We start from the raw sequence: 23945 nt of genomic DNA on the forward strand, positions 1-23945 counted from the left end.
CCCGCGTCAGCGGCTCGCGCGGCGGGTCGTCACCGTGCTGTCGACCGCGAAGAGCTCCTGCTCCACATGGTCCAGGGCCAGCCGCAGCGCCCCCGTGGTCACCGCCGCCTCGCCGAGCAGCGAGAGCGCGACCTGCGGGGGCCGCAGACAGTAGCGCGACAGCTCATCGCGCAGCGGGGCCAGCACCCCGTCGAGACCGGCGGCCCAGCCGCCCACCACCACGACCTCGGGGTCCAGCGCCAGCACCAGGGCCGCCGTGTCGTGCACCAGCCTGCGGACGAAGCGGTCCACGGCCGCCCGCGCCCGCGCGTCGCCGTCCCTGGCCAGCGCGAAGACATGCGCCACCTGCGCCTCGTCCAGCGGGTTCAGCGGCTCCCCGGTCGTGGAGAGCACCTCCTCCGGGGCGGCCTCCTGGCCCAGCAGATGCAGCGCCCCGATCTCCCCGGCGGCGCCGCCGAAGCCGCGGTGCAGCCGCCCGCCGATCAGCGACCCGGCGCCCGGGCTCAACCCGGCCAGCACGAAGACCACATCGTCCGAACCGGCCGCCGCCCCCTTCCAGTGCTCGGCCACCGCCGCCGTGTTCGCGTCGTTCTCCACCAGCACCGGACAGCGGAAGGACCGCCGCAGCCGCTCGCCCAGGGGCAGCCCGGTCCAGCCGGGGAGCGCGGTGCACAGATGGACGGTGCCGTCGGCCTCGACGATGCCGGGGCTGCCCACCCCGACCGCACGCAGCGAGAACCGGGCCACCCCCGCGCGCCGCAGCAGGTCCGCGACGGCGGTGCGCACCCGCTCCAGCCGCTCGTCCGCGGACGCCTTCTCCGACACCTCGCGCACGATCGAGCCGAGCGGGTGTCCGTCGAGGTCCGACAGGAGCGCGGCCACCCGGTGCGCCCCTATCTCTATGCCCAGCAGATGCCCGGCCTCGGCCCGGAAGCGGAAGCGCCGCGCGGGGCGTCCCTGACGCCGTACGCCGCCCTCCTCGGCGGGCACCTCGACCACCAGACCGCTGTCGGCCAGCCCGTCGATCACCCCCTCGACGGTGGGCCGGGACAGCCCGGTCACCCGGGTCAGATCGGTGAGGCTCGCGCTCCCGGCGCAGCCGCCCGCCTCGTCCTGGCCACCCCCGGCGGCCGCGCCGGACGCGGTCGCCGCGCGCAGCGCGTGCAGGACCACGGCGGAGTTGATGCGTCGCAGCAGGGACGGATCCCCGCCGGTGAGCCGCCCCAACGTCGGCCTCCCTCCCAGTGCGTATCTGCCGGATCGTATCCGCTGGGCGCGGACGCGGCGAGTGCCGCCTCCCGGCTCGGACCGCCCGGCCGTCGCGCGACCCATCTGACGGGCGGCCAGATGTCCGACCTACGCTGTTTACTGACACCTTGGCTTCCTCCCCCTCGTGAAAGAGGGGGATTCCTACGGCTCGCGCCGTGGGGATTCCTGCTTCGTCACCGACTGCCCCGTCCGGGAGGATTCCCGTTGAGGTCTTACACCGGCTCCACAGGCCGACACCGCCAGCCCGGCGGCCAGAAGGTTCTTCGCGGCATTGACGTCCCGGTCGTGGGTCGCACCGCAGTCACATCTCCAGGTGCGGACACTGAGCGGCATCTTGTCCCGCAAGGCGCCGCAGTTCGAGCAGAGCTTGGAGGAGGGGAACCAGCGGTCGACCGCGATCACGTCCCGGCCGTACCAGGCAGCCTCGTACTCCAGCATGCTGCGGAACTCCGACCATGCCGCGTCGGAGATCGCCCGGGACAGCTTGCCGTTCCTGAGCAGGTTCCGGACGGTGAGGTCCTCGATCACGAGCGTTTGGTTTTCACGCACGAGACGAGTGGTGATTTTGTGCAGGTGGTCACGCCTGCGGTCTGCGATGCGGGCGTGGACCTTGGCGACCTCGCGGCGGGCCTTGACCCGGTTGGCGCCGTTGCCCCTGGCCTTGCGGAGGTAGTCCAGGCCGGCGTCAATGCCGACCGCCCGGTCGTTGGCGGGAAGCGGCTGAACGGCGGAGTCTTCGACGAGGAGGGAGACGAACCAGCGCCCTGCGGCATCCTGCGACACGGTCACTGTGGAGGGGGAAGCGTGTTCCGGGAAGGGAGGCGACCAGACGATGTCGAGCGGCTCGCTCATCTTCGCCAGCGTCAGCTTCCCTTCCCGGAAGCGGAACCCGCTGGTGATGTACTCCGCACTGTTGCGGGACCTCTTCCGCGATTTGAACCGCGGGTACTTCGCCCGCCTGGCGAAGAAGTTGGTGAACGCCCCTTGCAGGTGCCGCAGGGTCTGCTGGAGCGGAACCGAGGAAACGTCGTTCAGATAGGCGAGTTCCTCGGTCTTCTGAACCGCCTTGGCGGCGATTCGCCTGCCCCTGCCCCGCACCGCAGGAGCCCGGCCCCTCCTCCGACTGAAGGCGGGGTTTTCCTCGGAGGTTCCCGATGACCAGTACGGCGGACCATGTGGCCATGATCGATCAGCTGCGCGTGCGGGACTTCCCCACGCAGCGGACCGCCGACGGACGGGTGGACAGCGGCCCCGGCTTCCATGTCGCCGACCTCCGCGTCAGCGAGGACTTCTGGGACGCGGATCTGACCCGGGTCGAGGAGGTGCTGGAGGAGTTCGAGGCCGAGCTGAGCGCGCTGGACCAGGTGCTGACCTTACGGTGGGGCGCCCCCGACGTCCTCGACCTCACCGACTCCCTGGAGCGCTCGGCGATGGGCGAGCCGGTCCCGCCCCCGCTGGACACCCTGTGCGGTTACGTACCCGAGCTGCGCGTCTGGCGCGTCGACGGCCGCTGGGTCGGGCTGGGGGTCGGGCAGGGCGACCGCGAGCTGCCGTTCCAGCTGCTGGTGGCGATAGGGGAGGAGGGCACGATATGACATCGTCGGGCTCGGCCGCGTCCGGGGCACCAAACAACCGGGGTGTCCTGATCGCATAGGCTCGGCGGATGGCGAAGTATTTCGATGTGCACCCCGATAATCCACAGCAGCGCACCATCGGCAATGTGGCTGACATGATCCGTTCCGGCGCGCTCATCGCCTACCCGACGGACTCCTGCTTCGCACTGGGATGCCGACTGGGCAATCGTGACGGCATCGGCCGGATCCGGTCGATCCGGAACCTCGACGAGCGTCACCACTTCACGCTGGTGTGCCAGAACTTCGCGCAGCTGGGCCAGTTCGTGCACGTCGACAAAGACGTGTTCCGCGTGATCAAAGCAGCGACGCCCGGCAGTTACACCTTCATCCTCCCGGCGACGAAGGAGGTGCCGCGGCAGCTGCTGCACCCGAGGAAAAAGACGGTCGGAGTCCGGATTCCTGACCATGCCGCCACTCAGGCCTTGCTCGCCGACCTCGGTGAGCCGCTGCTCTCCAGCACCCTGCTTCTGCCCGATGAGGACGAGCCGATGACGCAGGGCTGGGAGATCAAAGAACGGCTCGACCACGTGGTGGACGCCGTGGTGGACTCGGGCGACTGCGGCACCGAGCCGACCACGGTCATCGACTTGTCCGGCGGCGAACCCGAGATCGTACGTCGAGGGGCGGGCGACACAGCACGGTTCGAGTGACCGCACCGACGGCATCACCTCATGTTGACCGCCAGCTCGGTATCCGTCTTCTTGCCGACAATGGACACCCGGTTAGCCGCGCTCCGGTGTCCCCTAGCTAGTGCCCACGCGGGATCATACGGTTGCCGATTGCAAGGCGTGGGAATTTTCCGGTGCGAAGGCCGCCCTCGGCCGGGCCACAGTCATCGCGGACGGCGGCTATCGGGGTACCGGCCTGCTAGTCCTACACCGCCGTGAACGCGGCCAGACCGAACTGCCGGCTTGGAAAGAGGAGCACAACACCTCCCACCGCAAGGTCCGGGCCCGCGTCGAGCACGCCTTCGCACGGATGAAGGCATGGAAGATCCTTCGTAACTGCCGCCTGAAAGGCGACGGCGTTCACACCGCCATGCTCGGCATCGCCCGGCTGCACAACCTCGCGCTCACGGGGTAACTCCCGCACCATACGAGGACCAGAGAGGCCCAGGGGAGGCGGTTCCGTGCCTCCCCGGCTCGGAGAATGCTCAGTCGATACAGAATTCGTTGCCCTCGATGTCCAGCATTGGGATGCATGACTCGTTTTCCTCATCGGCATACAGCGTTTGTACGTGGGTCGCACCGAGCGCAACCAGTCGTGCGCACTCAGCTTCGAGCGCGGCGAGGCGCTCGTCCCCCACGAGCCCGGTGCCGACCCGGACGTCGAGATGCACCCGGTTTTTGACGATCTTGCCTTCGGGGACGCGCTGGAAGTACAGGCGCGGGCCCACACCTGAGGGATCACTGCAGGCGAACCATGACCCCTGCTTCTCAGGGGGCAGAGTGTGGTTGAAATCCTCCCAGGTAGTGAATCCCTCCGGTGGCGGCGGTGTGACGTACCCCAACACCTCGCACCAGAAGCGAGCGAGGCGCTCAGGTTCTGCGCAGTCAAAGGTGACTTGGAACTTCTTGATCGCTGACATCGGCGCACCGTACCGCGTACAAGGGGGACCCTGCCGCTCATTTCTTCAGGCGGATCCGCCCACCACCCGTCGTGACGACGTGGCTGCGCCGTACTACACAGTCAATGAGTTCAATCGGCTCGCTGGATCGTGTTACCTGTTCCTCGACCTACCGGAACGGGCCGAACCTATCCTCCATATGACCTCGCGGGCGCTGGCGTCCAAGAAGAAGAGCCAAGCCATCGTGTTGGGCAACCTGGCCTTGGCGCTCATCCGCCAAAGCAAGCTGGACGAGGCGGCGAGAAAAGGCGGCGGGCGACGACCGTCAAGGCGAACCCTGACTGGGCCCAGCTTCCGGTGCGCGTCCGCGCTCTCAAAGACGGTAAGCGGGTCTACATGGCCGTGCCGAGGATGGCTGGTCCGCAGCCGTTCTACTTGCTCGACCCCGAGAGCCTGACACGCCCGCCCGAGGAGGTCGCCGAGAAGAAGGGCGCGGACGACATCCCCGAGACGGAGCACGATTTCTCCGTGGACTACATCGTCACGCCAGACACGATGATCCCTTGCCTCAACCGCCGACGGCCGCGCGGCTTGGTGTGGGACGACCTCACGTCCGAGAAGATCGCCGCTATTCCGGTGCTAGCGCAGCGCCGTCCAACGTAGGACGCTCTTTAGGCTCCGAAAACAGAGCGCTCGACCTCGGGCTGCGGCGTTCGCCTAGCCCTCCGCCTCGGCTGCGGCGCGCAGCCGGCCGAACTCCTCCGCCATGGCCGGCAGCGTCCAGTGCGCGTTGAGCCCGCTCGGATTCGGCAGGGCCCAGATCCGGGTCTCGCCTATGGTCCTCGTCTGGGGCCCGATCTTCGCCTTCTTGTCGCCGAACGCCACCCGGTAGGCGGTGACCCCCGCCACCGCCAGCCAGCGCGGCCGCAGCCGGAGCACCTTCTCCTGAAGGATCCGGCCGCCCTCCCGGTACTCCTCGTCGCTCAGCTCATCGGCCCGGGCACTGGCGCGCGCCACCACATTGGTGATGCCGAGCCCATAGCGCACCAGCTCCGACTGCTCGGACGGATGGAGCCGGCGGGGGGTGAACCCCGAGGCGTGGAGGGCGGGCCAGAAGCGGTTGCCGGGGCGGGCGAAGTGGTGGCCGGTGGCGGCCGTCATCAGCCCGGGGTTGATACCGCAGAAGAGGACGCGCAGGCCGTCCGCGACCACATCGGGGACGAGGCGGTCGCGGGCGGCCTCCAGTTCGGCGGGCGTCATCGCCGGCGTCAGAGGATCGAGCCGGGAGCGTAGGCGGCGGCCTCCGGGCGCTCCTTGACGATCTCCTCGATCCGGGCGACCACCGCGCCCACCTGGTCCGCGGCCGCGCCCGTGAAGGAGAGCTTGTCGTCCATCAGCGCGTCCAACGCGGCCCGGTCCAGCGGGATCCGCTCATCGGCGGCGAGCGAGTCGAGCAGCTCATTGCGCTCAGCGCCCCGCTCGCGCATCGCCAGCGCCGCGCCCACCGCGTGCTCCTTGATCGCCTCATGGGCGACCTCGCGGCCCACCCCGGCCCGTACGGCGCCCATCAGCACCTTCGTGGTGGCGAGGAAGGGGAGGTAGCGGTCCAGCTCACGGGCGATGACGGCGGGGAAGGCGCCGAACTCGTCGAGCACGGTCAGGAAGGTCTCCAGCAGCCCGTCGAAGGCGAAGAACGCGTCCGGCAGCGCGACCCGGCGCACCACCGAGCAGGAGACATCGCCCTCGTTCCACTGGTCGCCCGCCAGCTCCCCGGTCATCGAGGCGTAGCCGCGCAGGATCACCGCGAGGCCGTTCACCCGCTCGCAGGAGCGGGTGTTCATCTTGTGCGGCATCGCGGACGAGCCGACCTGGCCGGGCTTGAACCCCTCGGTCACCAGCTCGTGCCCGGCCATCAGCCGGATGGTCTTGGCCAGCGAGGACGGGGCCGCGGCCAGCTGCGTCAGCGTGGTGACGACGTCGTAGTCCAGCGAGCGCGGATAGACCTGGCCGACGGAGGTGAACGCCTGCCCGAAGCCGAGGTGGGTGGCGATCCGCCGCTCCAGCTCGGCCAGCTTCGCCGCGTCGCCGCCGAGCAGGTCCAGCATGTCCTGCGCGGTGCCGACCGGGCCCTTGATGCCCCGCAGCGGATAGCGGCCCAGCAGGTTCTCCAGCCGCTCGTACGCGACCAGCAGCTCGTCCGCCGCGGTGGCGAACCGCTTGCCGAGCGTGGTGGCCTGCGCCGCGACGTTGTGCGACCGGCCGGCCATCACCAGCTCGGCGTGTTCGGCGGCCAGCTTGCCGAGCCGGGCCAGCACCGCGACCGTACGGTCCCGCACCAGCTCCAGGGAGAGCCGGATCTGGAGCTGCTCCACGTTCTCGGTGAGATCGCGGGAGGTCATGCCCTTGTGGACGTGCTCATGGCCGGCGAGGGCGTTGAACTCCTCGATGCGGGCCTTCACATCGTGGCGGGTGACCTTCTCGCGCTCGGCGATCGAGGCCAGATCGACGGTCTCCAGGACCCGCTCGTAGTCGGCGAGGGCGGCGTCCGGCACCTCGATTCCGAGGTCCTTCTGGGCGCGGAGCACGGCGAGCCACAGCCGCCGCTCCAGCGTCACCTTGTACTCGGGGGACCACAGGACGGCCAGCTCCGTGGAGGCGTAGCGGTTGGCCAGGACGTTCGGAATGCGCGGCTTACCAGTCACGTGCCGAGTCTACTGGCCGTCCTCGCAGGCCAGACCGGTGGCCGAGGAACCCCGCCGAACGGCCCGGACGGACCACGCCGAACGGCCCGGGACCCGGGCTTCGCGGATCAGCCCTCGTACGGCCGCAACTCGGCGCGCTTGGGGGCCCGCCCGTCGCCCGAGGAGCGGCCGGTCAGCCGCCTGCCGATCCACGGCCCGAGGTGCTGGCGGGCGAACCGCACATCCGAGGTGCGGCGGGCCAGCCACCCGACGGGTACCGCGGGCGGCAGGGGCGCGTTCCAGTCCTCCTCGGGCTCATGGCCCAGCGCCTGCCACACGGCCTCGGCGACCCGCCGGTGCCCCTCGGCGTTCAGATGCAGCCGGTCCTCGTGCCACATCCGGGGGTCCCCGACCGCCTCGGACGCGTACAGGTCCACGACGGTCGCGTCATGCCGCGCGCCCAGCTCGTCGATGAACGCGAACAGCCGCTCCATCCGGGGCAGGAACCGCTCCAGCACCGGTCCGCGCCGCCCCGGGCTGCGCATCAGCACCAGCCGCTTGCAACTGGGCGCCAGCCGCTCGACGGCCTCCTCCAGCAGTCCGCACACCCGGCCCATGTCGCACTTCGGCCGCAGCACATCGTTCAGCCCGCCGACCAGGGTCACCAGGTCGGCGCCCATGGCCGCCGCCGGGCCCGTCTGCTCCTCGACGATCTGCCCGATGAGCTTGCCGCGTACGGCGAGGTTGGCGTAACGGAACCCGGGGCTGCGGGCCGCGAGCCGCCCGGCGAGCAGATCCGCCCAGCCTCGGTAGGTGCCGTCGGGAAGCGCGTCCGACATGCCCTCGGTGAAGGAGTCGCCGACCGCGACAAAGCTGCTGTAGGTGATGTTCGTCTGCATGGCTCGGGCGATCTTATCCCGGTGCGTGGGCTGCGTGGACCGCCGAGCGCGAGCATGATGAGCCGCATGGCGATGACCCACATCTACTTCGAGGGCGGAGCGCGGAACGGGACGACCGCCAGCTGGAATGTGGAGCCCGGCGCGGACATCTTCGACGACAACATCTTCCGGCCACCCGAGCTGTACCGGCGGACGAACCGCACCAAGGTCATCGGACGCGTCGAGTACGTGATCTTCCGCTACGACCCGATGGGCACCCGGCCCGGCCCTGGCCCCGGCCCCGGCTCCGGTCCAGGCCCCGGCTCCGGTCCTGGCTCCGGTCCCGGTCCCGGCTCCGGTCCCGGCCCCCGTCGCTGAGCCTCGCGCGGCCCCTCCGGCCGGGCCCCCGGTTGGACCGGTTGGACGGCCCGGGGTTCCGCGCGCCGCGCGGCGGGGCAGTCTGGTCGGCGTGGATGCCTTCGAATGCGACCGTACGACCATGGCCATCGTCGCCGCCGCGCTCGCCGACGACGGGGAGGGCGCCGCCGCCCTCCTGGAGCCGCTCGAGACACGCGATGTGTGCCGGGTCGCGGTGCGGCTCGCCGCGATGGCCGCCCATGCGCTGGTGGCGGTGGCCGAGGAGGGCGGCGGCGGCCGGGAGGAGGCGCTGGCCCACTGGCAGGCGTGCATCATCGCCCATGAGTCCAAACACACCGGGGAATGACGGACACGGGCAGGCGGGGGCGCTCAGGCGACCAGCTCGCGCAGCACGTCCTCCATGGTCACCAGCCCCTCGAGCCGCCCGTCCGCCGCGATGACGGCCGCGAGGTGCGTACGGCTGTCACGCATCGCGGTGAGCACGTCGTCCAGCGGCGTGAGGGACCGCACCCGGGGGATCGGGCGCAGCTGATCGGGGCGGAACGGCACCTCCCGGGGCCGTGCGTCCAGCGCGTCCTTCACATGCAGATAGCCCAGGATCCGCCCGGAGCCGTCCACCACCGGGAACCGTGAGAAGCCGGTACGCGCCGACAGCCGCTCCAGCTCCTCGGGGGTCACCCCGAGCCGCGCCCTGACCACCCGGCCCATCGGCAGCACCACGTCCCGCACCCGTCGCCGGCCCAGCTCCAGCGCGTCCCGCAGCCGCTCGGTGGCGCGGTCGTCCAGCAGTCCGGCCTCGCTGGAGTCCGAGACCATCCGGGCCAGCTCATCGTCGGAGAAGGTCGCCGCGACCTCGCCCCTGGGCTCCACGCGCAACAGCTTCAGCAACGTGTTGGCCAGGGCGTTCACCCCGAAGATCACCGGGCGCAGGGTGCGGGCGAGGGCGACCAGGGGCGGGCCGAGCAGCAGCACGGTGCGCACCGGCTCGGCCAGCGCCACGTTCTTCGGCACCATCTCGCCGAACAGCATGTGCAGATAGGTGGCCAGGGTCAGCGCGATCACGAACGAGATCGGGTGCACCAGACCCAGCGGCAGACCCACCACGTGGAACAGGGGCTCCAGCAGATGCGCGATGGCCGGTTCCGCGACGGCGCCCAGCACCAGCGTGCACAGCGTGATCCCGAGCTGGGCGGCGGCCAGCAGCGCGGAGAGGTGCTCCAGGCCCCACAGCACGGCCCGCGCCCGCCGGTCGCCCTGCTGGGCATGCGGCTCGATCTGGCTGCGGCGCACCGAGATCAGGGCGAACTCAGCCCCCACGAAGAAGGCGTTGAACACCAGCGTCAACAGGCCGATCAGCAACTGGAGAACGGTCATCGGCCCGTCGCCCCCTCGGCCCCGTGCACATCGCCGCCCCCGCCGCCCCCGTCGCCCCCGGCGCCGCGCAGCGGCGCCCGCAGCCGGACCCGGGCCGCCCGGTGGCTCGTCACCTTCCGCACCTCCACGGACCAGCCCGCCGGCTCGACGGTGTCGCCGACGGCCGGGATCCGGCCCAGCTCGGTGGCGATCAGCCCGGCCAGCGTCTCGTACGGGCCCGGGGGCACCCGCAGCCCGATGCTCTCCAGCTGGTCGACGCGGGCCGCGCCGTCCGCGTCGTACAGCGTATGGCCCTCCGGGTCCCGGCCCATCGGGATCAGCTGGGCGGTCTCATGCGGATCGTGCTCGTCGCGGACCTCGCCGACCACCTCCTCGACGATGTCCTCCAGGGTGACGACCCCGGCCGTGCCGCCGTACTCGTCGATCACCACGGCCATGCTGCGCTGGGCCGAGAGCCGGTCCAGCAGCCGGTCCACGGTGAGCGGCTCGGGGACGAACACCGCGTCGCGCATCACCTCCGACACCGGGCGGCGGGGCCGCTCCTCGGCGGGGACCGCCAGCACGTCCTTGATGTGGACGAGCCCGGCGACGGTGTCCAGGCTGCCCCGGTAGACGGGGAAGCGGGACAGCCCGGTGGCGCGGGTCGCGTTGGCCACGTCCTCGGCGGTGGCCCGTACGTCCAGCGCCACCACCCGCACCCTCGGGGTCATCACGTTCTCCGCCGTGAGCCCGGAGAGGTTGAGGGTGCGGACGAACAGCTCGGCGGTGTCCTTCTCCAGCGCGCCCTCCTTGGCGGAGTGCCGGGCGAGGGCGATCAGCTCCTGGGGACCGCGCGCGGACGCCAGCTCCTCGGCGGGCTCCAGGCCCAGCCGGCGCACGGTGCGGTTGGCGGTGTTGTTGAGATGGCTGATCAGCGGGCGGAAGGCGGAGCTGAAGACGCGCTGCGGGGTGGCCACGGCCTTGGCGACCGGCAGCGGCCGGGAGATCGCCCAGTTCTTGGGCACCAGCTCGCCGACGACCATCAGCACGACGGTCGACAGGAAGGTGCCGAGCACCAGCGCGGTCGAGGGGACGGCCGACCGGGGCACGCCGATCGCGGTGAGCGGCCCGGCCAGCAGGGCCGCGACGGACGGCTCGGCCAGCATGCCGACGACCAGATTGGTCACGGTGATGCCGAGCTGCGCGCCGGAGAGCTGGTAGGTGAGGCTCCGCACGGCCTTCAGCGCCCCGGCCGCGCCGCGCTCCCGGCGCCCGGCCGCGCGTTCCAGCTCGCCGCGCTCGACCGTGGTCAGCGAGAACTCCGCCGCGACGAAGGCGCCACAGGCCACCGCCAGGAGGAGCGCCACGGCCAGGAGGAGGACTTCGGTCATCGGTTCACCTCCGTCCCATGCTAAAAGGCACCGCACGGCGGCGCCCCGCCCGGGACGGCCGCCGGGTCAGGGGCGCAGCGGCTTGACCCAGCGGCTCCACTGCGGCTGCGGCGCATAGCCCGCCGCGCTCCACGCGTGGTGGGCGAGCTCGTTCTCGTTCAGCACCATCGCGTCCCCGCGCCGTCCGCCCAGGGCCGCGAACCGCTCCTCGGCCGCTGCCAGGAGGGCCGTCGCCACGCCCCGGCGGCGGTGCCCGGGGTGGACGGCCAGCCGGTACAGATGGCAGCGCCAGCCGTCGAAACCGGCGATCACGGTTCCGGCGAGCTCGCCGTCCCGCTCGGCCAGCAGCAGCGACTCCGGGTCGCGGTCGAGCAGCCGGGCCACCCCGTCCCGGTCGTCGCTGATGCTGGTGCCCTCCGCCGCCTCCTTCCAGAAGGCGAGCACGGTGTCGAGGTCGGCGGGGGCCGCGGCGCGTATCCGGAGATCGTTCATGCCCGTATCCCACCATCGGGCGGACCCGGGCGTCGACGGGATTCCGCCGGGTCAGCTGCCGTGCAGCTCCTCGATCACCGGGGCGAACGCCTCCATGTTGTGCTCCAGCACCGCGAAGTACGAGAAGCCGAACCGCTCGCGGTGGGCCCGCAGCTGCTCCGCCATCTCCTTGGCGTCGCCCAGCAGCAGGGCCGGATGCTCCAGCAGCTGGTCCTCGGTGAGGTCCGGTGCGTACGGGGCGAGCTCACGGGCCTTGGCGCGCCGGTCCTCGGTGGGGCCGACCATCTGGATGAGGTAGTTCAGCTCGATGGCCTCATCGCTCTCGTCGGACTCCTGCGTCCGCCCCGCTTCGGCGGCGAAGCGGCGGAAGGCGGCGATCCGGCCCTCCAGCGCCTCCGGGCTGATCAGCTGGAGGGTGCCCTGGGGCTTGCCGGCGGGCTGTACCGCGCCGGTGAAGGCCGCGATGTCCGCGTGGCGCGCGGCCAGCCGCAGCAGCCGGTCGCCGTTGCCGCCGAGCAGCAGCGGCGGGCGCGGGGACTGGGTGGACCGCGGCCGGTGTTCGGGATCGGTCAGCAGCCGCTCCAACTCGGCCACGGTGTGCACCAGATGATCCACCCGCTCCCGAGGCGAACCGAACGGCAGCCCGGCGCTGTCGTGCTCGGCCTTGACATAGCCGGCGCCCAGGCCGAGCTCCAGCCGGCCGTCGGTGAGCGCGTCGCAGGTGGTCACCTCCCGGGCGAGCAGCGCGGGGTTCCACAAGCCGGCGTTGAGCACGAAGGTGCCCAGCCGTGGGCGCTCGGTCGCCTCGGCGGCGGCGGCCAGCGCCGGGAACGGGGCGGGGTTGCCGAGGTGGTCGGGGGCCAGCAGCACGTCATAGCCGAGCTGCTCGGCGTGGCGGCACTTCGCCCGCCATGCCTCGGCCGATTCAAGGGTGAGCAGATTGACTCCGAAACGGAACGGCCTTGCCATGAGCCCTCCTTGATCGCGGATACCGCGAACGTATCGGAGATCGGCCCGGTTCGGGACCACTCACCCTCATTCGGCGGCCCGGCCGATCCGGCCCGGGGCCGGGGGGATCAGTTGAGCGGGTCGGGGGCGGTGGCCGCCGCGAAGATGTGCATCCGCTCCAGCACCGCTTCGGCCGTGGGCCGCTCGATCCGGTCCACGATCCGGCCGTCGGCGAGGAAGAGCACCAGGTCGGAGTGGGCGGCCGCGCTCGGGTCGTGGGTGACCATGACGACCGTCTGCCCCAGTTCGTCCACGGCCTCCCGCAGGAAGCGCAGCACCTCCAGGCCCGCCTGGGAGTCCAGGTTGCCGGTGGGCTCGTCGGCGAAGATCAGCTCGGGGCGGGAGGCGAGCGCCCGCGCGCACGCCACCCGCTGCTGCTGTCCGCCGGACAGCTGGGCGGGCCGGTGCCGCAGCCGGTCCCGCAGCCCGAGGGTGTCGATGACCCGGTCCACCCACTCCCGGTCGGGCTTGTGGCCCGCGATGTCCATGGGCAGGGTGATGTTCTCGGCCGCGTTGAGCGTGGGCAGCAGGTTGAACGACTGGAACATGAAGCCGATCCGGTCGCGGCGGAGCTGGGTCAGCTCCTTGTCGCCCAGGCCGGTGATCTCGGTGTCGCCCAGCCAGGCTCGGCCCGACGAGACCGTGTCGAGACCCGCCAGACAGTGCATCAGGGTGGACTTCCCGGATCCGGACGGGCCCATCACCGCGGTGAACCTGCCCCGTTCGATCTCCACGTCCACCGCGTCCAGCGCGAGCACGGCCGTCTCGCCGCTGCCGTACGCCTTGGTCAGGGACCGGGCCCGGGCCGCCACATGGGCGCCGCCGTCCGCGAACCCGTCCCGTTTCGTTGCCGCCGGTGTGGACACGATGCCTCCCCGTATCGGAACGTCGTGCCCTCGATGGTAGGGACCCGGCCGTCGGTACGCGCGCCCGCGGACGTACGGGAATGCGAGCGCCGACGGGAACGCGGACGCCGACGGGAAGGCGATCAGGGGCCGGACGGCGACGACGGGCGGCGCGCGGCGCCGAGCACGCACGGGGACGTCGGCAGCGTCGGACCCCGGTCGGGGATGCGGAGCCGGCGGTGGCCGAGCGGTTCGAAGCCCGCGGCGGCGATCTCCGACCGCACCTCGCGCGCCGTATGGCAGCCGCCGAACATCAGCGGCCAGACCGTGCGGTCCAGCGCCCGCTGGGCCGCCGCCAGGACCCGCCCCTCGGCGCGGCCGTGTTCGAGGAAGCGCAGCTCACCGCCGGGCCGCAGCACCCGCAGCAGCTCGGCGAGGGCGCGCGGCACATCGCGCACCGAGCACAGCACCAGACAGACCACCGCCGCGTCGAACCCCTCGTTCTTGACCGGCAGCGCCTCGGCGACGCCCGGCACCACGTCCACCGGCACCCCGGCGCGCAGCCCCGCCCGGGCCGCCAGCCGCCGCAGATGGCGCTCGGGTTCGATGGCGACGACCTCGGAGACGGTCTCGGGGTAGTGCGGGAAGTTCAGTCCGTTGCCCGCGCCGATCTCGATGACCCGGCCGGAGAGCCCGGCCAGCAGTTCGCCGCGCAGCTCACCAAGACCGGCCCGCTCGTCGGCCAGTGGGCTCAGTCTGGCGTAGCAGCGGGCGAAGAGCGGGTGGTGGACGGCGTCACGCGGGGGTGTGCGACGGCATACGGGCATGGGAGCTCCCCCTTGTCCCAGGTGCGGGCATTTCTTCCGGGTATGTCCCTGCGGACAATGGCCGGTACCGGGAGTCTGCCCAGACGGGGGGTGTCGCTACGCGGCCAGCCGCGCCGGGTCCCAGGTGCCGTCCAGCCGGGGCGCCAGCCAACCGGGGGCCTGGGCGCGGAACTCGGCGGGCGGAAGGGCGGGGGCGCCCTGGGGGATGGCGCCCAGCAGCGGGACGCCGGAGGACTCCGGCAGATCGGCCACATTGCAGCGGGAGGCGAGATCCGCGGCGGCGGGCCAGCTGCCGATGACGACGCCGGGGCACTCCAGCCCGCGGGCGCGCAGCGCCTCCGTGGTCAGGGTGGTCGCGTTGAGCGTGCCGAGGCCCGCGTGGGCCACGACGAGGACGGGCGCGCCGAGCAGCCGGGCCGCGTCGGCGAGCGTCGCCCCCGTCTCGTCGAACCGTACGAGCAGCCCGCCCGCGCCCTCGACCAGCACCAGATCGTGCTCGGTGGCCAGCTTCTCCGCCGCCTCGGCCACCTCGTGCGGCCGCACCGGAGGCCGTCCGGCGCGGCGGGCGGCGGTGGCGGGGGCCAGCGGCTCGGGGTAGCGGGCGAGTTCCAGCAGGGTCACCGCCCCGGCGAGGCGGGCCACCTCCGCGACGTCACCCGGCTCGCCCGCCGCGACACCGGTCTGGGCGGGCTTGAGCACCGCCACCGAGCGGCCGCGCGCGAGCGCCGTGGCGGCGACGGCCGCCGTGCTGACGGTCTTTCCGATCTCGGTGCCCGTACCGGTGACGACCAGGACTGTCATCTTCGTTTCCGTTGCCTTTCGCTTTCGTTCGTGCCCGGGGGCGTTGCCTCAAGCCGCACCGGGGCGCTGCCTCAAGCTGCCCCGCTCTCTCCCCTCGGCCGCGGTCGGTCTCTTTTCCCGGGGAGAGCCGACCGCGGGGGCGGGGCGGGTGGGTCAGACGGCCGCGGCGGCGGCCGCCCGGACCGCCGCGCAGATCCGGGCCAGATCGTGGTCCCCGGTGATGTACGGCGGCATGGTGTACAGCAGATCGCGGAACGGGCGCAGCCACACGCCCTCGCGCACCGCGGCCCGCGTCGCCGCCGCCATCGCCGCGTCGTCCATCGGACGGTCCAGCTGGACGACGCCGATCGCGCCGAGCACCCGTACGTCCCGGACGCCCGGCACGGCGGCCGCCTCCGCGAGACCGTCCCGCAGCCCGGTCTCGATCCGCTTGACCTCCTGCCGCCAGTCGTGGGAGAGCAGCAGATCGATCGAGGCGCAGGCGACGGCCGTGGCCAGCGGATTGCCCATGAAGGTCGGGCCGTGGGCGAGCACCGGCACCTCGCCGCGCGAGATGCCCTCCGCCACCCGCGGGGTGCACAGCGTGGCGGCGAGGGTCAGATACCCCCCGGTCAGCGCCTTGCCCAGACACATCACATCGGGGCACACCCCCGCGTGCTCGGCCGCGAAGAGCGCGCCCGAGCGGCCGAAGCCGGTGGCGATCTCGTCGAACACCAGCAGCACATCGTGCTCGTCGCACGCCTCGCGCAGCACCCGCAGCAGCGCGGGGGAGTGGAAGCGCATCCCGCCCGCGCCCTGGACGACCGGCTCCACGATCACTGCGGCCAGCTCATGGGCGTGACGGGCCACCAGCTCACGGACGTGGCGCTCATACGCCGGGTCGGGGTCCGCGTCGAAGCCGGGCGGCGGCGCGTCCGCGAAGATCTGCTCGGGCAGCACACCGGACCACAGCCGGTGCATCCCGCCCTCCGGGTCGCACACCGCCATGGGCTGCCAGGTGTCGCCGTGGTAGCCGCCGCGCCAGGTCAGCAGCCGCCGCTTGGCGGGGCGGCCGAGGGAGCGCCAGTACTGGAGGCACATCTTCACCGCGACCTCGACCGAGACCGAACCGGAGTCGGCGAGGAAGACGTGCTGGAGCGGCCCGGGTGTGATCTCCACCAGCCGGGTGGCCAGCCGGACGGCGGGCTCGTGGGTGAGCCCGCCGAACATCACATGGCTCATCCGGTCCAGCTGACCGCGCGCGGCGTCGTTGAGCGCCGGGTGGTTGTAGCCGTGGATGGCGGACCACCACGAGGACATCCCGTCCACCAGCTCGCGGACGCCCTCCACCGGCTCGGCCAGCCGCAGCCGGACCCCGGCCGCGGACTCCACGACCAGCGGGTCCTGGCGGCCGGGCATCGGGCCGTACGGATGCCAGACGTGCCGCCGGTCCAGCTCCCGCAGCTCGGCCGGGGTCAGCGGCTCAGGCATTGGGCGGCAGATCCGTGCCCGCGCCGCGGCGGCGCACCGCGACCAGGTCGGCGTGGGACTCCCGCGCTCCCGCCGGGGCGGCCACCGTCGCATCGGCCGCCGCCCGGGCCGGTACGGCGTCGGCGGGCGCCGCGTCACCGCACGGGTCGCAGCCGCCGCCCTCGCCGCCGCGGCCGCCGCAGCCGGCACCGGCGGCGGCAGCCGCGTCCGCGCGGTGCGCGGGCAGCGTCGTCGTATCGGTGCCCTCCACCTCGAAGCCCGCGTCGGCGATCATCGCCAGATCGTCCTTGCCCGCCTGGCCCTCGGTGGTCAGATAGTCGCCGAGGAAGATCGAGTTCGCCAGGTTCAGGGCCAGCGGCTGGAGCGTCCGCAGATGGATCTCGCGGCCGCCCGCGAGCCGCACCTCGACGTCCGGGCAGACGAACCGCACCATGGCCAGGATCCGCAGACACCGCTGCGGGGTGAGGTTCCAGTCCCCGGCCAGCGGGGTGCCCTCGATCGGGATGAGGAAGTTGACCGGCACCGAGTCCGGGTCCAGCTCGCGCAGCGAGAAGACCACGTCCACCAGGTCCTCGTCCGACTCGCCCATGCCCGCGATCAGCCCGGAACAGGCGGACATCCCCGCCGCCTGGGCCTGCCGCACGGTCGAGACCCGGTCGGCGTAGGTGTGGGTGGTGGTGATGTCGCCGTACGTCGCCTCGGAGGTGTTGAGGTTGTGGTTGTACGCGTGCGCCCCCGCGTCCTTCAGCCGCTCCGCCTGGCCGTCGGACAGCAGCCCCAGACAGGCGCAGATCTCGACGTCCTGGTGCTCCTCCTTGATGGCGGCGATGGTCTGGGAGACCCGCTCCACATCGCGGTCGGTCGGGCCGCGTCCGCTGGCGACCAGGCACACCCGCTTGGCGCCGCCCGCGACCCCGGCGCCCGCCGCGGCGGCCGCCTGCTCCGGCTTGAGCCAGGTGTACTTGAGGATCCCGGACGTCGAGCCCAGCCGCTGCGAGCAGTACGAACAGTCCTCGGGGCACAGCCCCGACTTGAGGTTCACCAGATAGTTGAGCTTCACCCGCCGCCCGAACCAGGCGCGGCGCACCTTGCCCGCCGCGGCCACCACATCGAGCAGCTCGTCATCGGAGGTCGCCAGGACGGCGAGCGCCTCTTCGCGGGTGGGCGTCTCGCGCCGCAGCCCCTTCTCCACCAGCGTGTTCAGCAGGTCCATGGCGACGATCCTTTCCTACCCCACCGCCCGCGGCCAAGGAGGGACCGTACAAGACGCGCTGATCGGGGTGTGTGTATTGCCACACCATGACCGGGCATGCACGAGGCTACGTTCTATCCGGACCCGACAGTCGGTGCCCGAGACGAGGCCACGGAAGGCGAGACAGCCGATGCCCCAGGACCGCGACGACGCGTTCGCATGGATCGACGCACAGCGGGAGCGGCGCGACCGGGCGGGGCTGGCGCGCCGGCTCAGCCCCCGCCCCGCCGACTCCCCGCTGCTCGATCTGGCGAGCAATGACTATCTGGGGCTGGCCCGGCACCCGGAGGTGACGGCCGCGGCGGCCGCGGCGGCGCACCGCTGGGGCGCGGGGTCGACCGGCTCGCGCCTGGTCACCGGCTCCACCGAGCTGCACACCACGCTGGAGCGGGAACTCGCCGCGTTCTGCGGCTTCGAGGCGGCCCTGGTGTTCTCCTCCGGCTACGCGGCCAATCTGGCCGCCGTCTCCGCGCTGAGCGGCCGGGACGCCCTGGTCGTCTCCGACGCGGACAACCACGCCTCGCTCATCGACGGCTGCCGGCTCTCCCGCGCCGAGATCGCCGTCGTCCCGCACGCCGACCCGAACGCCGTGCGCAAGGCGCTGGGCGCGGCCGAGGAGGAAGCGGACGCGGGGGAGGCGAAGCGGCGCGCCCTCGTCGTCAGTGACGCGGTCTTCTCCGTGGACGGCGACGCCGCCCCGCTGGCCGCCCTCGCCGGTGTCTCGCGGCCGTACGGCGCGGCGCTGGTGGTGGACGAGGCGCACGGCCTGGGGGTGCTCGGCGAGGGCGGGCGCGGCGCGGTGCACGGGGCCGGGCTCGCGGGCGCGCCGGACGTGGTGGTCACGGCCACCCTCTCCAAGTCGCTGGGCAGCCAGGGCGGGGCGGTGCTGGGGCCCGCCCGGGTCATCGAGCACCTGGTCAACTCCGCACGGACGTTCATCTTCGACACCGGGCTCAACCCGGCGGCCGTGGGCGCCGCCCTGGCGAGCCTGCGGCTGCTGCGCCGGGAGCCGGAGCGCGCCGCCCGCGTCCGTACGGTCGCCATGGGGCTGTACGGGCGGCTGACCGCCGCCGGGCTGGCCGCGGTGCGGCCGGACGCGTCGGTGGTGTCGGTGCGGGCCCCATCGCCGGAGGAGGCGGTGCGCTGGGCCGCGGACTGCCGCGCGGCCGGGCTGATGGTGGGGTGCTTCCGCCCGCCGTCCGTCCCGGACGGCGTCTCCCGGCTGCGGCTGACCGCGCGCGGGGACCTGACGGAGGCGCAGGTCGAAGAGGCGGTCGACGTGATCGTGAGGACCGCGCCGACCGCCTGATGACTCAACTACGGGAAGGTGAGCGGATCAGCTCACCGGCGGAAGAGATACTTCACTGACGGATCAGCTTCCGGTTCCGGCTGAACGGGAGATGCCGGAGCCGGGGCCGTCGCCCTTGAGTCCCTCGAGGAAGGAGACCCAGGTCGACGGGGTGAACAGCAGGACGGGGCCTGCCGTGTTCTTCGAATCGCGCACGCCGAGCCGGTCGGGCCCCAGCAGGGCTGTCTCGACGCAGTTGTTCATTCCGACGCTGTAGCTGCTGCGCAGCCAGCCGACGGAGTTAGTGGACATTTTGGACATGGTGCCCCCTCAGGCGCCGCCCCCGATTTTGTTGATGAAGGACAACGATTCCTCAGGTGTCAGGGCGTGAGCGCGCAGTACTTCGAACGCGGCGCTGTACGCCCGGAGGTCTTCTTTCCGCTCCAGATAGAGGCTACTCGTCAAGTGGTCGAGAACTACCACGTCCAGGTCACTAATGTGCGGAAAAGAGAAAATAATGAAAGGACCTGTCATGCCAATGGGCATTCCGATAGAGAATGGCAACACCTGTAGCCGCACCTGAGGCAATACGCAGAGTTCGGCCAGATGGCGCAATTGCGCCGTCATCACCTCGGGCCCGCCCACCTCGCGCCGCAGTGCCGCCTCGTCGAGCACCGCGTGCAGCCGCAGCGGCCGCTCGCCGTGCAGCACCGACTGGCGCGCGATCCGCACCTCCACCAACGAGTCCACCTGAGGCTCCGGCAGATCCGGGAGCGCCGCGAGGGTCACCGCCCGGGCGTAGTCCGGGGTCTGCAGCAGACCCGGCACCACCGTGGTCTCCAGGGTGTACGCGTCCGACGCCTCCGCCTCCAGGCTGATGAAGTCCCGGTAGGCGGGCGGCAGCAGATCGCGGTACGCGTACCACCACCCCCGCCGCGACCCCTCCGGATCCGAGGCGCCCCCGCGGCACAGCGTCTCCAGCAGGGCGCGCAGCTCCGGGTCGGCGACCTGGTAGACCTCCAGCAGCCGCGCCACGTCCGACGGCTTGGCCCCGCTCCGCCCGGTCTCGATCCGGCTCACCTTCGACTGGTGCCAGCCCAGCCGAGTGGCGACCTCACCACTGGTGAGCCCGGCCAGATCGCGCTGGCGGCGCAGTTCCGCGCCGAGCTTGCGGCGACGCACCGCCGGGCCGTATCGCATCAGTTCTCCCTCCCGCCTTCCTTTTGGCGCGTCACCCACAGGGCATGTCGCACCAGTGGCCCAGTGTGCCTTCCAAATCCGGTCTTCCGTAGCAGAGTTCACCGCTTTGGGCGACAGATATATGCATAACTCCGTGGATCGCCCCCGTTACGGAGGCCATTGGTGGCAGTCTGACGCGTGGAGCCGTCGGGCAGCCCACGACTTCACCGGCTTCGTCAGTCCACCCTCGAAACGCGTCCGCAGCCGCGCCCCGGCCGGAAAGGGACAGGCCGTCATGGCAGACCATCAGGAAGCATCCGTCACTCTGCCGAGCGCACCGGCGTCGGTTCCCGCGGCACGCGCCTATGTCACGGACGTGCTCGCCGAATGGGGGCTCGGGGCGGGGGCGGAGGCCGCCGACACCGTGCGGCTGATCGTCTCCGAGCTCGCCACCAACGCCGTGGAGCACACCGTGGGCCAGTCGCCCACCTTCACCGTGGACCTGCGGCTCGACCGCGAGCAGCGGCTGGAGATCGGGGTCACCGACAGCCATCCGAAATGGCCCAGGTGGCTGCCGCTGGCCACCCAGCAGGACAGCGGGCGCGGGATGGTGATCGTCCGATGTCTGGCCGCGGAGTCGGGCGGCGAGGTGTTCGTCACCCCGACCGCGGACGGCGGCAAGACCGTCTGGATCGCCCTGCCGTGGACCGTCCCGGTCCGCTGAACGGCTGGACCGTCCCGTCCCCGTCCCCGTCCGCTGAGCCCGGCCGGACCGCCGCGATCCGCCCCGATCCGCCCGAACCGCTCACAGCACGCGCTGGGCCTGCCCCTCCGAGGCCCGCGCCTCGGCCAGCTGACGGATCCGGGTGTAGACCCGCCCGGCGGCCGGGCCGATCAGATAGTGCGGCATGTCGCCGCGCTCGATCACCCCGTACCGGCTCGTGCCCATCAGATACGACGAGTACAGGATCAGCCCGCTCGGCCCGCGCATATCGATGGTGAGCGCCGAGAAGCCGGGGAACTCCTCCGTCTGGTAGACCCGCAGGCCGTCGGCCTCCGCCCCGTAGCGCTCCTTGAAGCGGCCGAAACGCTCCAGCGAATCCTTGATCTTCCGCGTCATGTCCTCCTGGTACTGGCGGGAGAGCGTGGCCGCCGCGTCCGAGGACGGATCCAGCAGATAGCAGCGGTAGCTGCCGCCCCGGCGCAGCAGCCCGAGGACCGCGTCGCGGAAGCGGGCCGGGCGCTCGGTGGTGACCAGCCGGCCGGAGGTGGTGCGCAGCGCCGTGCCCATGTCCAGGACCTCCTCGGCCGCCGCGTCCAGCAGCCGCGCCTTCTCCTGCGGGCTCGGCCGCTCCGGATACGCGTGCACCGGGGAGCCGTCCGCGAGCCCCCGGCCCGCCAGCCACGCCTTGGCCGCCCCGTCCGGGCCCCCGTCGCCCGCCATCAGATAGACGTCCTTGCCCTCATGGCTTCCCACATGGGCGAACAGCTCCGCGTACGGCCCCGCGGTGCGGTACACATCCTCCGAGACCGCCAGGCAGTCCGGGGGAGTGGCCTTCTCCAGATGCGCGGCCAGATTGATGTCGGGGGAGTGGATGGTGCCGGTCCGGCCCTCGCCGGTGTGCCGTATCGCCCCCTTGTGCAGCGCCATCCGCACATGCAGCTCGCCGTCCAGCCCCGCCCGGGCGAACTCGTCCCGCAGATGGCGCAGATCGAGGGTGAGAAAGGTGCGGGCCGCCTCCAGCGCGACATCGCGGGCCACGCTCTCGCGGTCGTCGTGGACCGCGAAGAAGCCCCCGTCGCCGCGCCAGCTCCACAAGTCGCCGCGGGCGCAGCGGTACTGGGCCGAGAACTGCTCGATCCGCGCGCGCATCCGCTCGCGCAGCAGGTCGAAGGCGTGGGCGGCGCGGTCCCTGGGGTTCGAGCGGACGATCGTCGAATACCCGGAGGTGTCGACGAAGAGCAGATACACCTGGTCGTAGGTCCGGTCCGCCTGGAAGGGCTCGCTCATGCCGGCACCACACCGCGCTCGACGGCGCCGCGCTCCACGCAGAACTCATTGCCCTCGATGTCGGACATCACCACCCACCCCAGCCCGTCCTCGGTGCGCCGGTCGTCCACCACGCGGGCGCCGAGCCCGATCAGCCGCTCCACCTCGGCGTCCCGGGTACCCGACGGCGGCTGGATGTCCAGGTGCACGCGGTTCTTGACGGTCTTGGAGTCCGGGACCCGCAGGAAGAGCAGCCCCGGCACCCCGGGTTGCCCCGGACTGATCAGCGCCCAGTCGCCGTCCGGCTCGGAGTCCTCCAGGGCGTAGCCGGTCAGCCGGGACCAGAACCCGGCGAGGGCGTGGGGATCACGGGCGTCGAAGGTGATGTGCCGGACCGGGTTGAGATACGCCATGCGATGCCTCCGGTGGTCGACGGGGCCGGTCCACAGCGGTGTCCCGGCCCCGTCAACCTACCCACGGTCACTGACGCCTACGGCGGGTCAGCGCACATGCCCGTACCAGACCTTCTTGGTCCAGATCCGCTCCAGCCGCACCACCTCGCCGGTCTTGGGGGCGTGCCAGACGCGGCCGCCGCCCGCGTACACCCCGACGTGGTACACCCCGCCCGCGGAGTGGAAGAACACCAGGTCCCCGCCCTTGCGGGAGGCGGCCTTGATGTGGCGGGTGTGGTTGTACTGGGCGGCCGCGGTGCGTGGCAGCCGCTTCCCGGCCCGCTTGTAGGCGTACTGCGTCAGCCCGGAGCAGTCGAAGCGCTTCGGCCCCGCGGCGCCGTACTTGTACGGTGCGCCCTTCTTGGAGGCCGCGATCCGCAGCGCCTTGGCGGCGACGGTCGCGGCCTCGGCCTCCGGTGGACTGCCCGGCGTCGCCACGGTGCCGCCCACGGCGGCGACGGTGAGGGCGGAGACGGCGCTCGCTCGGGAGAACATCCTGGGGATACGTATGTGCGCAGCCATCACACGGAACCCTTCGTGAGCCGACCCCGCCCCGGTGCGGTGGCGGGGTCCTGTCGTCTCCAGGGATGGTCACGCAGGCGCGGCGCCGGTTCCGACTCGAGAGGGCGCGGTGTGACGGTGGTCACTGTGGGGCCGTTCGGGTGGTGCCGAGCGCTCCGTCCCACGGCGATGATCTGCCCGAACGGCCGTGCTACGGCGTGGTGGGGCGGACGGGGGCACGGACCCGGGGCGGTCGCGGGGCGCAAGCCGATCCCGCCCGGAGCGACGGAATCCCGCTCCGCCGTTCGGGTGACGGCCCCGCGCGACGGTGACAGGCTCGCGCCCCTCCGACGGCCCCCGCGCTCCCGGTCGGCCCGTCTCAGGCCCGCAGCGCCGGGGGCAGCGTGACGCGCTCCGCGCGCCGCTCACCGTCCAGCACCCGCAGCGCCCGGGCCAGGGTCGCGGTGTGCAGCTCGCTCTCCCCGCGCTCATGCATCAGCGTCAGCGCGTCCCGCAGCGCGGTGGCCTTTCCCACCAGGGCCTGGGCGGCCCGCAGACTGGCGTAGGTGTCACGGCCGCGCGCCGGGTTGATCCGGCCCAGCAGATCGACCACCTCCAGATAGCCGTCGATCATGTTCCCCTCCGCGCGGGTGAGGGCGGGCAGCGGGGGCAGCTCCGGTGGCAGCACC

27 protein-coding genes and 3 pseudogenes are annotated in these 23945 nt (G+C 72.1%); 9 read left to right on the forward strand and 21 right to left on the reverse strand.

Features of this window, described 5'->3' with window-relative positions:
• Positions 1 to 6 precede the first annotated feature (6 nt).
• Both IEJ02_RS25410 and IEJ02_RS25415 read right to left on the reverse strand, forming a co-directional pair.
• The gene (locus IEJ02_RS25410) at positions 7 to 1227 is read right to left on the reverse strand and encodes an ROK family protein (RefSeq protein WP_191066995.1); all 1221 of its coding nucleotides are present in this window, start codon (positions 1225 to 1227) and stop codon (positions 7 to 9) included.
• Between the two features lie 183 nt (positions 1228 to 1410).
• Positions 1411 to 2367 carry an RNA-guided endonuclease InsQ/TnpB family protein gene (locus IEJ02_RS25415; protein ID WP_317985923.1) on the reverse strand — a complete coding sequence of 319 codons (957 nt, stop codon included), beginning with the start codon at positions 2365 to 2367 and terminating at the stop codon, positions 1411 to 1413.
• Between the two features lie 56 nt (positions 2368 to 2423).
• On the opposite strand from IEJ02_RS25415, the gene IEJ02_RS25420 reads away from it, so the two are divergent.
• The 3 genes and pseudogenes from IEJ02_RS25420 to IEJ02_RS25430 all read left to right on the forward strand — a co-directional run.
• Entirely contained in the window at positions 2424 to 2864 is a 441-nt protein-coding gene (locus tag IEJ02_RS25420; protein ID WP_191066996.1) for a hypothetical protein, read from the forward strand.
• A gap of 68 nt (positions 2865 to 2932) precedes the next feature.
• Positions 2933 to 3553, forward strand: coding sequence for an L-threonylcarbamoyladenylate synthase (locus tag IEJ02_RS25425; protein ID WP_191066997.1), 621 nt, complete (start codon positions 2933 to 2935; stop codon positions 3551 to 3553).
• A gap of 97 nt (positions 3554 to 3650) precedes the next feature.
• Positions 3651 to 3986 (forward strand): annotated as a pseudogene (locus IEJ02_RS25430) (transposase); the annotation flags it as partial.
• A 70-nt stretch (positions 3987 to 4056) separates the two neighbouring features.
• On the opposite strand, the gene IEJ02_RS25435 reads toward IEJ02_RS25430, so the two are convergent.
• Positions 4057 to 4491 carry a VOC family protein gene (locus tag IEJ02_RS25435; protein ID WP_191066998.1) on the reverse strand — a complete coding sequence of 145 codons (435 nt, stop codon included), beginning with the start codon at positions 4489 to 4491 and terminating at the stop codon, positions 4057 to 4059.
• Positions 4492 to 4564: 73 nt separating this feature from the next.
• On the opposite strand from IEJ02_RS25435, the pseudogene IEJ02_RS48840 reads away from it, so the two are divergent.
• Positions 4565 to 4771: pseudogene (locus IEJ02_RS48840) on the forward strand (transcriptional regulator); the annotation flags it as partial.
• Positions 4772 to 4779: 8 nt separating this feature from the next.
• Positions 4780 to 5133, forward strand: a pseudogene (locus IEJ02_RS25440) (5-formyltetrahydrofolate cyclo-ligase); the annotation flags it as partial.
• Between the two features lie 54 nt (positions 5134 to 5187).
• On the opposite strand, the gene mug reads toward IEJ02_RS25440, so the two are convergent.
• The 3 genes from mug to IEJ02_RS25455 all read right to left on the reverse strand — a co-directional run bounded on the left by mug (position 5188) and on the right by IEJ02_RS25455 (position 8050).
• Entirely contained in the window at positions 5188 to 5730 is a 543-nt protein-coding gene (gene mug / locus IEJ02_RS25445; RefSeq protein ID WP_191066999.1) for a G/U mismatch-specific DNA glycosylase, read from the reverse strand.
• An 8-nt stretch (positions 5731 to 5738) separates the two neighbouring features.
• Positions 5739 to 7172: an adenylosuccinate lyase gene (gene purB / locus IEJ02_RS25450; RefSeq protein ID WP_191067000.1), complete on the reverse strand. Its 1434-nt coding sequence runs from the start codon at positions 7170 to 7172 to the stop codon at positions 5739 to 5741.
• Positions 7173 to 7279: 107 nt separating this feature from the next.
• The gene (locus IEJ02_RS25455) at positions 7280 to 8050 is read right to left on the reverse strand and encodes an SGNH/GDSL hydrolase family protein (RefSeq protein WP_191067001.1); all 771 of its coding nucleotides are present in this window, start codon (positions 8048 to 8050) and stop codon (positions 7280 to 7282) included.
• A 66-nt stretch (positions 8051 to 8116) separates the two neighbouring features.
• Here IEJ02_RS25455 and IEJ02_RS25460 point away from each other — a divergent pair, with 66 nt between their 5' ends.
• Positions 8117 to 8407 (forward strand): hypothetical protein, encoded by a 291-nt coding sequence (locus IEJ02_RS25460; RefSeq protein WP_223864406.1) that lies wholly within the window; start codon positions 8117 to 8119, stop codon positions 8405 to 8407.
• A 91-nt stretch (positions 8408 to 8498) separates the two neighbouring features.
• Positions 8499 to 8753, forward strand: a complete 255-nt coding sequence (locus tag IEJ02_RS25465) for a hypothetical protein (RefSeq protein ID WP_370467126.1) — start codon at positions 8499 to 8501, stop codon at positions 8751 to 8753.
• Positions 8754 to 8776: 23 nt separating this feature from the next.
• Here the strand turns inward: IEJ02_RS25465 and IEJ02_RS25470 are convergent, their stop codons facing one another.
• The 9 genes from IEJ02_RS25470 to bioB form a co-directional block, all read right to left on the reverse strand.
• Complete coding sequence (locus IEJ02_RS25470) at positions 8777 to 9781, reverse strand: hemolysin family protein (RefSeq protein ID WP_191067002.1); 1005 nt, start codon at positions 9779 to 9781, stop codon at positions 8777 to 8779.
• Positions 9778 to 11151, reverse strand: a complete 1374-nt coding sequence (locus IEJ02_RS25475) for a hemolysin family protein (protein ID WP_191067003.1) — start codon at positions 11149 to 11151, stop codon at positions 9778 to 9780. Before IEJ02_RS25475 ends, IEJ02_RS25470 begins: the two co-directional genes overlap by 4 nt.
• 66 nt (positions 11152 to 11217) lie before the next feature.
• Positions 11218 to 11643, reverse strand: a complete 426-nt coding sequence (locus IEJ02_RS25480; protein ID WP_191067004.1) for a GNAT family N-acetyltransferase — start codon at positions 11641 to 11643, stop codon at positions 11218 to 11220.
• A gap of 51 nt (positions 11644 to 11694) precedes the next feature.
• Entirely contained in the window at positions 11695 to 12612 is a 918-nt protein-coding gene (locus tag IEJ02_RS25485; protein ID WP_191067005.1) for a TIGR03621 family F420-dependent LLM class oxidoreductase, read from the reverse strand.
• Between the two features lie 107 nt (positions 12613 to 12719).
• On the reverse strand, positions 12720 to 13517 hold the full coding sequence (locus IEJ02_RS25490; protein WP_191067006.1) for an ABC transporter ATP-binding protein: 798 nt from the start codon (positions 13515 to 13517) through the stop codon (positions 12720 to 12722).
• A 122-nt stretch (positions 13518 to 13639) separates the two neighbouring features.
• Complete coding sequence (locus IEJ02_RS25495; RefSeq protein ID WP_191067007.1) at positions 13640 to 14323, reverse strand: class I SAM-dependent methyltransferase; 684 nt, start codon at positions 14321 to 14323, stop codon at positions 13640 to 13642.
• 96 nt (positions 14324 to 14419) lie between these two features.
• Positions 14420 to 15124 carry a dethiobiotin synthase gene (bioD, locus tag IEJ02_RS25500; RefSeq protein WP_191067008.1) on the reverse strand — a complete coding sequence of 235 codons (705 nt, stop codon included), beginning with the start codon at positions 15122 to 15124 and terminating at the stop codon, positions 14420 to 14422.
• Between the two features lie 153 nt (positions 15125 to 15277).
• The gene (locus tag IEJ02_RS25505) at positions 15278 to 16594 is read right to left on the reverse strand and encodes an adenosylmethionine--8-amino-7-oxononanoate transaminase (protein WP_191067009.1); all 1317 of its coding nucleotides are present in this window, start codon (positions 16592 to 16594) and stop codon (positions 15278 to 15280) included.
• Positions 16587 to 17807, reverse strand: a complete 1221-nt coding sequence (gene bioB, locus IEJ02_RS25510) for a biotin synthase BioB (protein ID WP_191067010.1) — start codon at positions 17805 to 17807, stop codon at positions 16587 to 16589. The genes IEJ02_RS25505 and bioB overlap by 8 nt, the downstream gene beginning before the upstream one ends.
• Positions 17808 to 17976: 169 nt before the next feature.
• Here bioB and IEJ02_RS25515 point away from each other — a divergent pair, with 169 nt between their 5' ends.
• Positions 17977 to 19155: an 8-amino-7-oxononanoate synthase gene (locus IEJ02_RS25515; RefSeq protein ID WP_191067011.1), complete on the forward strand. Its 1179-nt coding sequence runs from the start codon at positions 17977 to 17979 to the stop codon at positions 19153 to 19155.
• A gap of 63 nt (positions 19156 to 19218) precedes the next feature.
• Here IEJ02_RS25515 and IEJ02_RS25520 read toward each other — a convergent pair whose 3' ends face one another.
• Both IEJ02_RS25520 and IEJ02_RS25525 read right to left on the reverse strand, forming a co-directional pair.
• Positions 19219 to 19446: a DUF397 domain-containing protein gene (locus IEJ02_RS25520; protein WP_370467127.1), complete on the reverse strand. Its 228-nt coding sequence runs from the start codon at positions 19444 to 19446 to the stop codon at positions 19219 to 19221.
• A gap of 18 nt (positions 19447 to 19464) precedes the next feature.
• Entirely contained in the window at positions 19465 to 20334 is an 870-nt protein-coding gene (locus IEJ02_RS25525; protein ID WP_191067013.1) for a helix-turn-helix domain-containing protein, read from the reverse strand.
• Positions 20335 to 20608: 274 nt separating this feature from the next.
• On the opposite strand from IEJ02_RS25525, the gene IEJ02_RS25530 reads away from it, so the two are divergent.
• Positions 20609 to 21037 carry an ATP-binding protein gene (locus tag IEJ02_RS25530; protein ID WP_037959925.1) on the forward strand — a complete coding sequence of 143 codons (429 nt, stop codon included), beginning with the start codon at positions 20609 to 20611 and terminating at the stop codon, positions 21035 to 21037.
• An 81-nt stretch (positions 21038 to 21118) separates the two neighbouring features.
• Here the strand turns inward: IEJ02_RS25530 and IEJ02_RS25535 are convergent, their stop codons facing one another.
• The 4 genes from IEJ02_RS25535 to IEJ02_RS25550 form a co-directional block, all read right to left on the reverse strand.
• Positions 21119 to 22324, reverse strand: a complete 1206-nt coding sequence (locus IEJ02_RS25535; RefSeq protein WP_191067014.1) for a nucleotidyl cyclase domain-containing protein — start codon at positions 22322 to 22324, stop codon at positions 21119 to 21121.
• Positions 22321 to 22716 (reverse strand): VOC family protein, encoded by a 396-nt coding sequence (locus tag IEJ02_RS25540; protein ID WP_191067015.1) that lies wholly within the window; start codon positions 22714 to 22716, stop codon positions 22321 to 22323. Before IEJ02_RS25540 ends, IEJ02_RS25535 begins: the two co-directional genes overlap by 4 nt.
• Before the next feature lie 87 nt (positions 22717 to 22803).
• Entirely contained in the window at positions 22804 to 23277 is a 474-nt protein-coding gene (locus IEJ02_RS25545) for a C40 family peptidase (protein ID WP_191067016.1), read from the reverse strand.
• Between the two features lie 358 nt (positions 23278 to 23635).
• Complete coding sequence (locus IEJ02_RS25550) at positions 23636 to 23944, reverse strand: hypothetical protein (protein ID WP_137981239.1); 309 nt, start codon at positions 23942 to 23944, stop codon at positions 23636 to 23638.
• Position 23945 lies beyond the last annotated feature (1 nt).

Origin of the sequence: Streptomyces sp. 5-10 (assembly GCF_014712245.1) — a bacterium.
Taxonomy (GTDB): domain Bacteria; phylum Actinomycetota; class Actinomycetes; order Streptomycetales; family Streptomycetaceae; genus Streptomyces; species Streptomyces violaceusniger.

What these genes read in the sequence shown, in the direction of transcription:
- IEJ02_RS25420 (WP_191066996.1), top strand. Translation starts at nt 2,424, where the DNA reads ATGACCAGTACGGCGGACCATGTGGCCATGATCGATCAGCTGCGCGTG.
- IEJ02_RS25425 (WP_191066997.1), top strand. Translation starts at nt 2,933, where the DNA reads ATGGCGAAGTATTTCGATGTGCACCCCGATAATCCACAGCAGCGCACC.
- IEJ02_RS25435 (WP_191066998.1), bottom strand. Translation starts at nt 4,491, where the DNA reads ATGTCAGCGATCAAGAAGTTCCAAGTCACCTTTGACTGCGCAGAACCT.
- mug (WP_191066999.1), bottom strand. Translation starts at nt 5,730, where the DNA reads ATGACGCCCGCCGAACTGGAGGCCGCCCGCGACCGCCTCGTCCCCGAT.
- IEJ02_RS25455 (WP_191067001.1), bottom strand. Translation starts at nt 8,050, where the DNA reads ATGCAGACGAACATCACCTACAGCAGCTTTGTCGCGGTCGGCGACTCC.
- IEJ02_RS25460 (WP_223864406.1), top strand. Translation starts at nt 8,117, where the DNA reads ATGGCGATGACCCACATCTACTTCGAGGGCGGAGCGCGGAACGGGACG.
- IEJ02_RS25470 (WP_191067002.1), bottom strand. Translation starts at nt 9,781, where the DNA reads ATGACCGTTCTCCAGTTGCTGATCGGCCTGTTGACGCTGGTGTTCAAC.
- IEJ02_RS25475 (WP_191067003.1), bottom strand. Translation starts at nt 11,151, where the DNA reads ATGACCGAAGTCCTCCTCCTGGCCGTGGCGCTCCTCCTGGCGGTGGCC.
- IEJ02_RS25480 (WP_191067004.1), bottom strand. Translation starts at nt 11,643, where the DNA reads ATGAACGATCTCCGGATACGCGCCGCGGCCCCCGCCGACCTCGACACC.
- IEJ02_RS25485 (WP_191067005.1), bottom strand. Translation starts at nt 12,612, where the DNA reads ATGGCAAGGCCGTTCCGTTTCGGAGTCAATCTGCTCACCCTTGAATCG.
- IEJ02_RS25495 (WP_191067007.1), bottom strand. Translation starts at nt 14,323, where the DNA reads ATGCCCGTATGCCGTCGCACACCCCCGCGTGACGCCGTCCACCACCCG.
- bioD (WP_191067008.1), bottom strand. Translation starts at nt 15,124, where the DNA reads ATGACAGTCCTGGTCGTCACCGGTACGGGCACCGAGATCGGAAAGACC.
- IEJ02_RS25505 (WP_191067009.1), bottom strand. Translation starts at nt 16,594, where the DNA reads ATGCCTGAGCCGCTGACCCCGGCCGAGCTGCGGGAGCTGGACCGGCGG.
- bioB (WP_191067010.1), bottom strand. Translation starts at nt 17,807, where the DNA reads ATGGACCTGCTGAACACGCTGGTGGAGAAGGGGCTGCGGCGCGAGACG.
- IEJ02_RS25515 (WP_191067011.1), top strand. Translation starts at nt 17,977, where the DNA reads ATGCCCCAGGACCGCGACGACGCGTTCGCATGGATCGACGCACAGCGG.
- IEJ02_RS25520 (WP_370467127.1), bottom strand. Translation starts at nt 19,446, where the DNA reads ATGTCCACTAACTCCGTCGGCTGGCTGCGCAGCAGCTACAGCGTCGGA.
- IEJ02_RS25525 (WP_191067013.1), bottom strand. Translation starts at nt 20,334, where the DNA reads ATGCGATACGGCCCGGCGGTGCGTCGCCGCAAGCTCGGCGCGGAACTG.
- IEJ02_RS25530 (WP_037959925.1), top strand. Translation starts at nt 20,609, where the DNA reads ATGGCAGACCATCAGGAAGCATCCGTCACTCTGCCGAGCGCACCGGCG.
- IEJ02_RS25535 (WP_191067014.1), bottom strand. Translation starts at nt 22,324, where the DNA reads ATGAGCGAGCCCTTCCAGGCGGACCGGACCTACGACCAGGTGTATCTG.
- IEJ02_RS25540 (WP_191067015.1), bottom strand. Translation starts at nt 22,716, where the DNA reads ATGGCGTATCTCAACCCGGTCCGGCACATCACCTTCGACGCCCGTGAT.
- IEJ02_RS25545 (WP_191067016.1), bottom strand. Translation starts at nt 23,277, where the DNA reads ATGGCTGCGCACATACGTATCCCCAGGATGTTCTCCCGAGCGAGCGCC.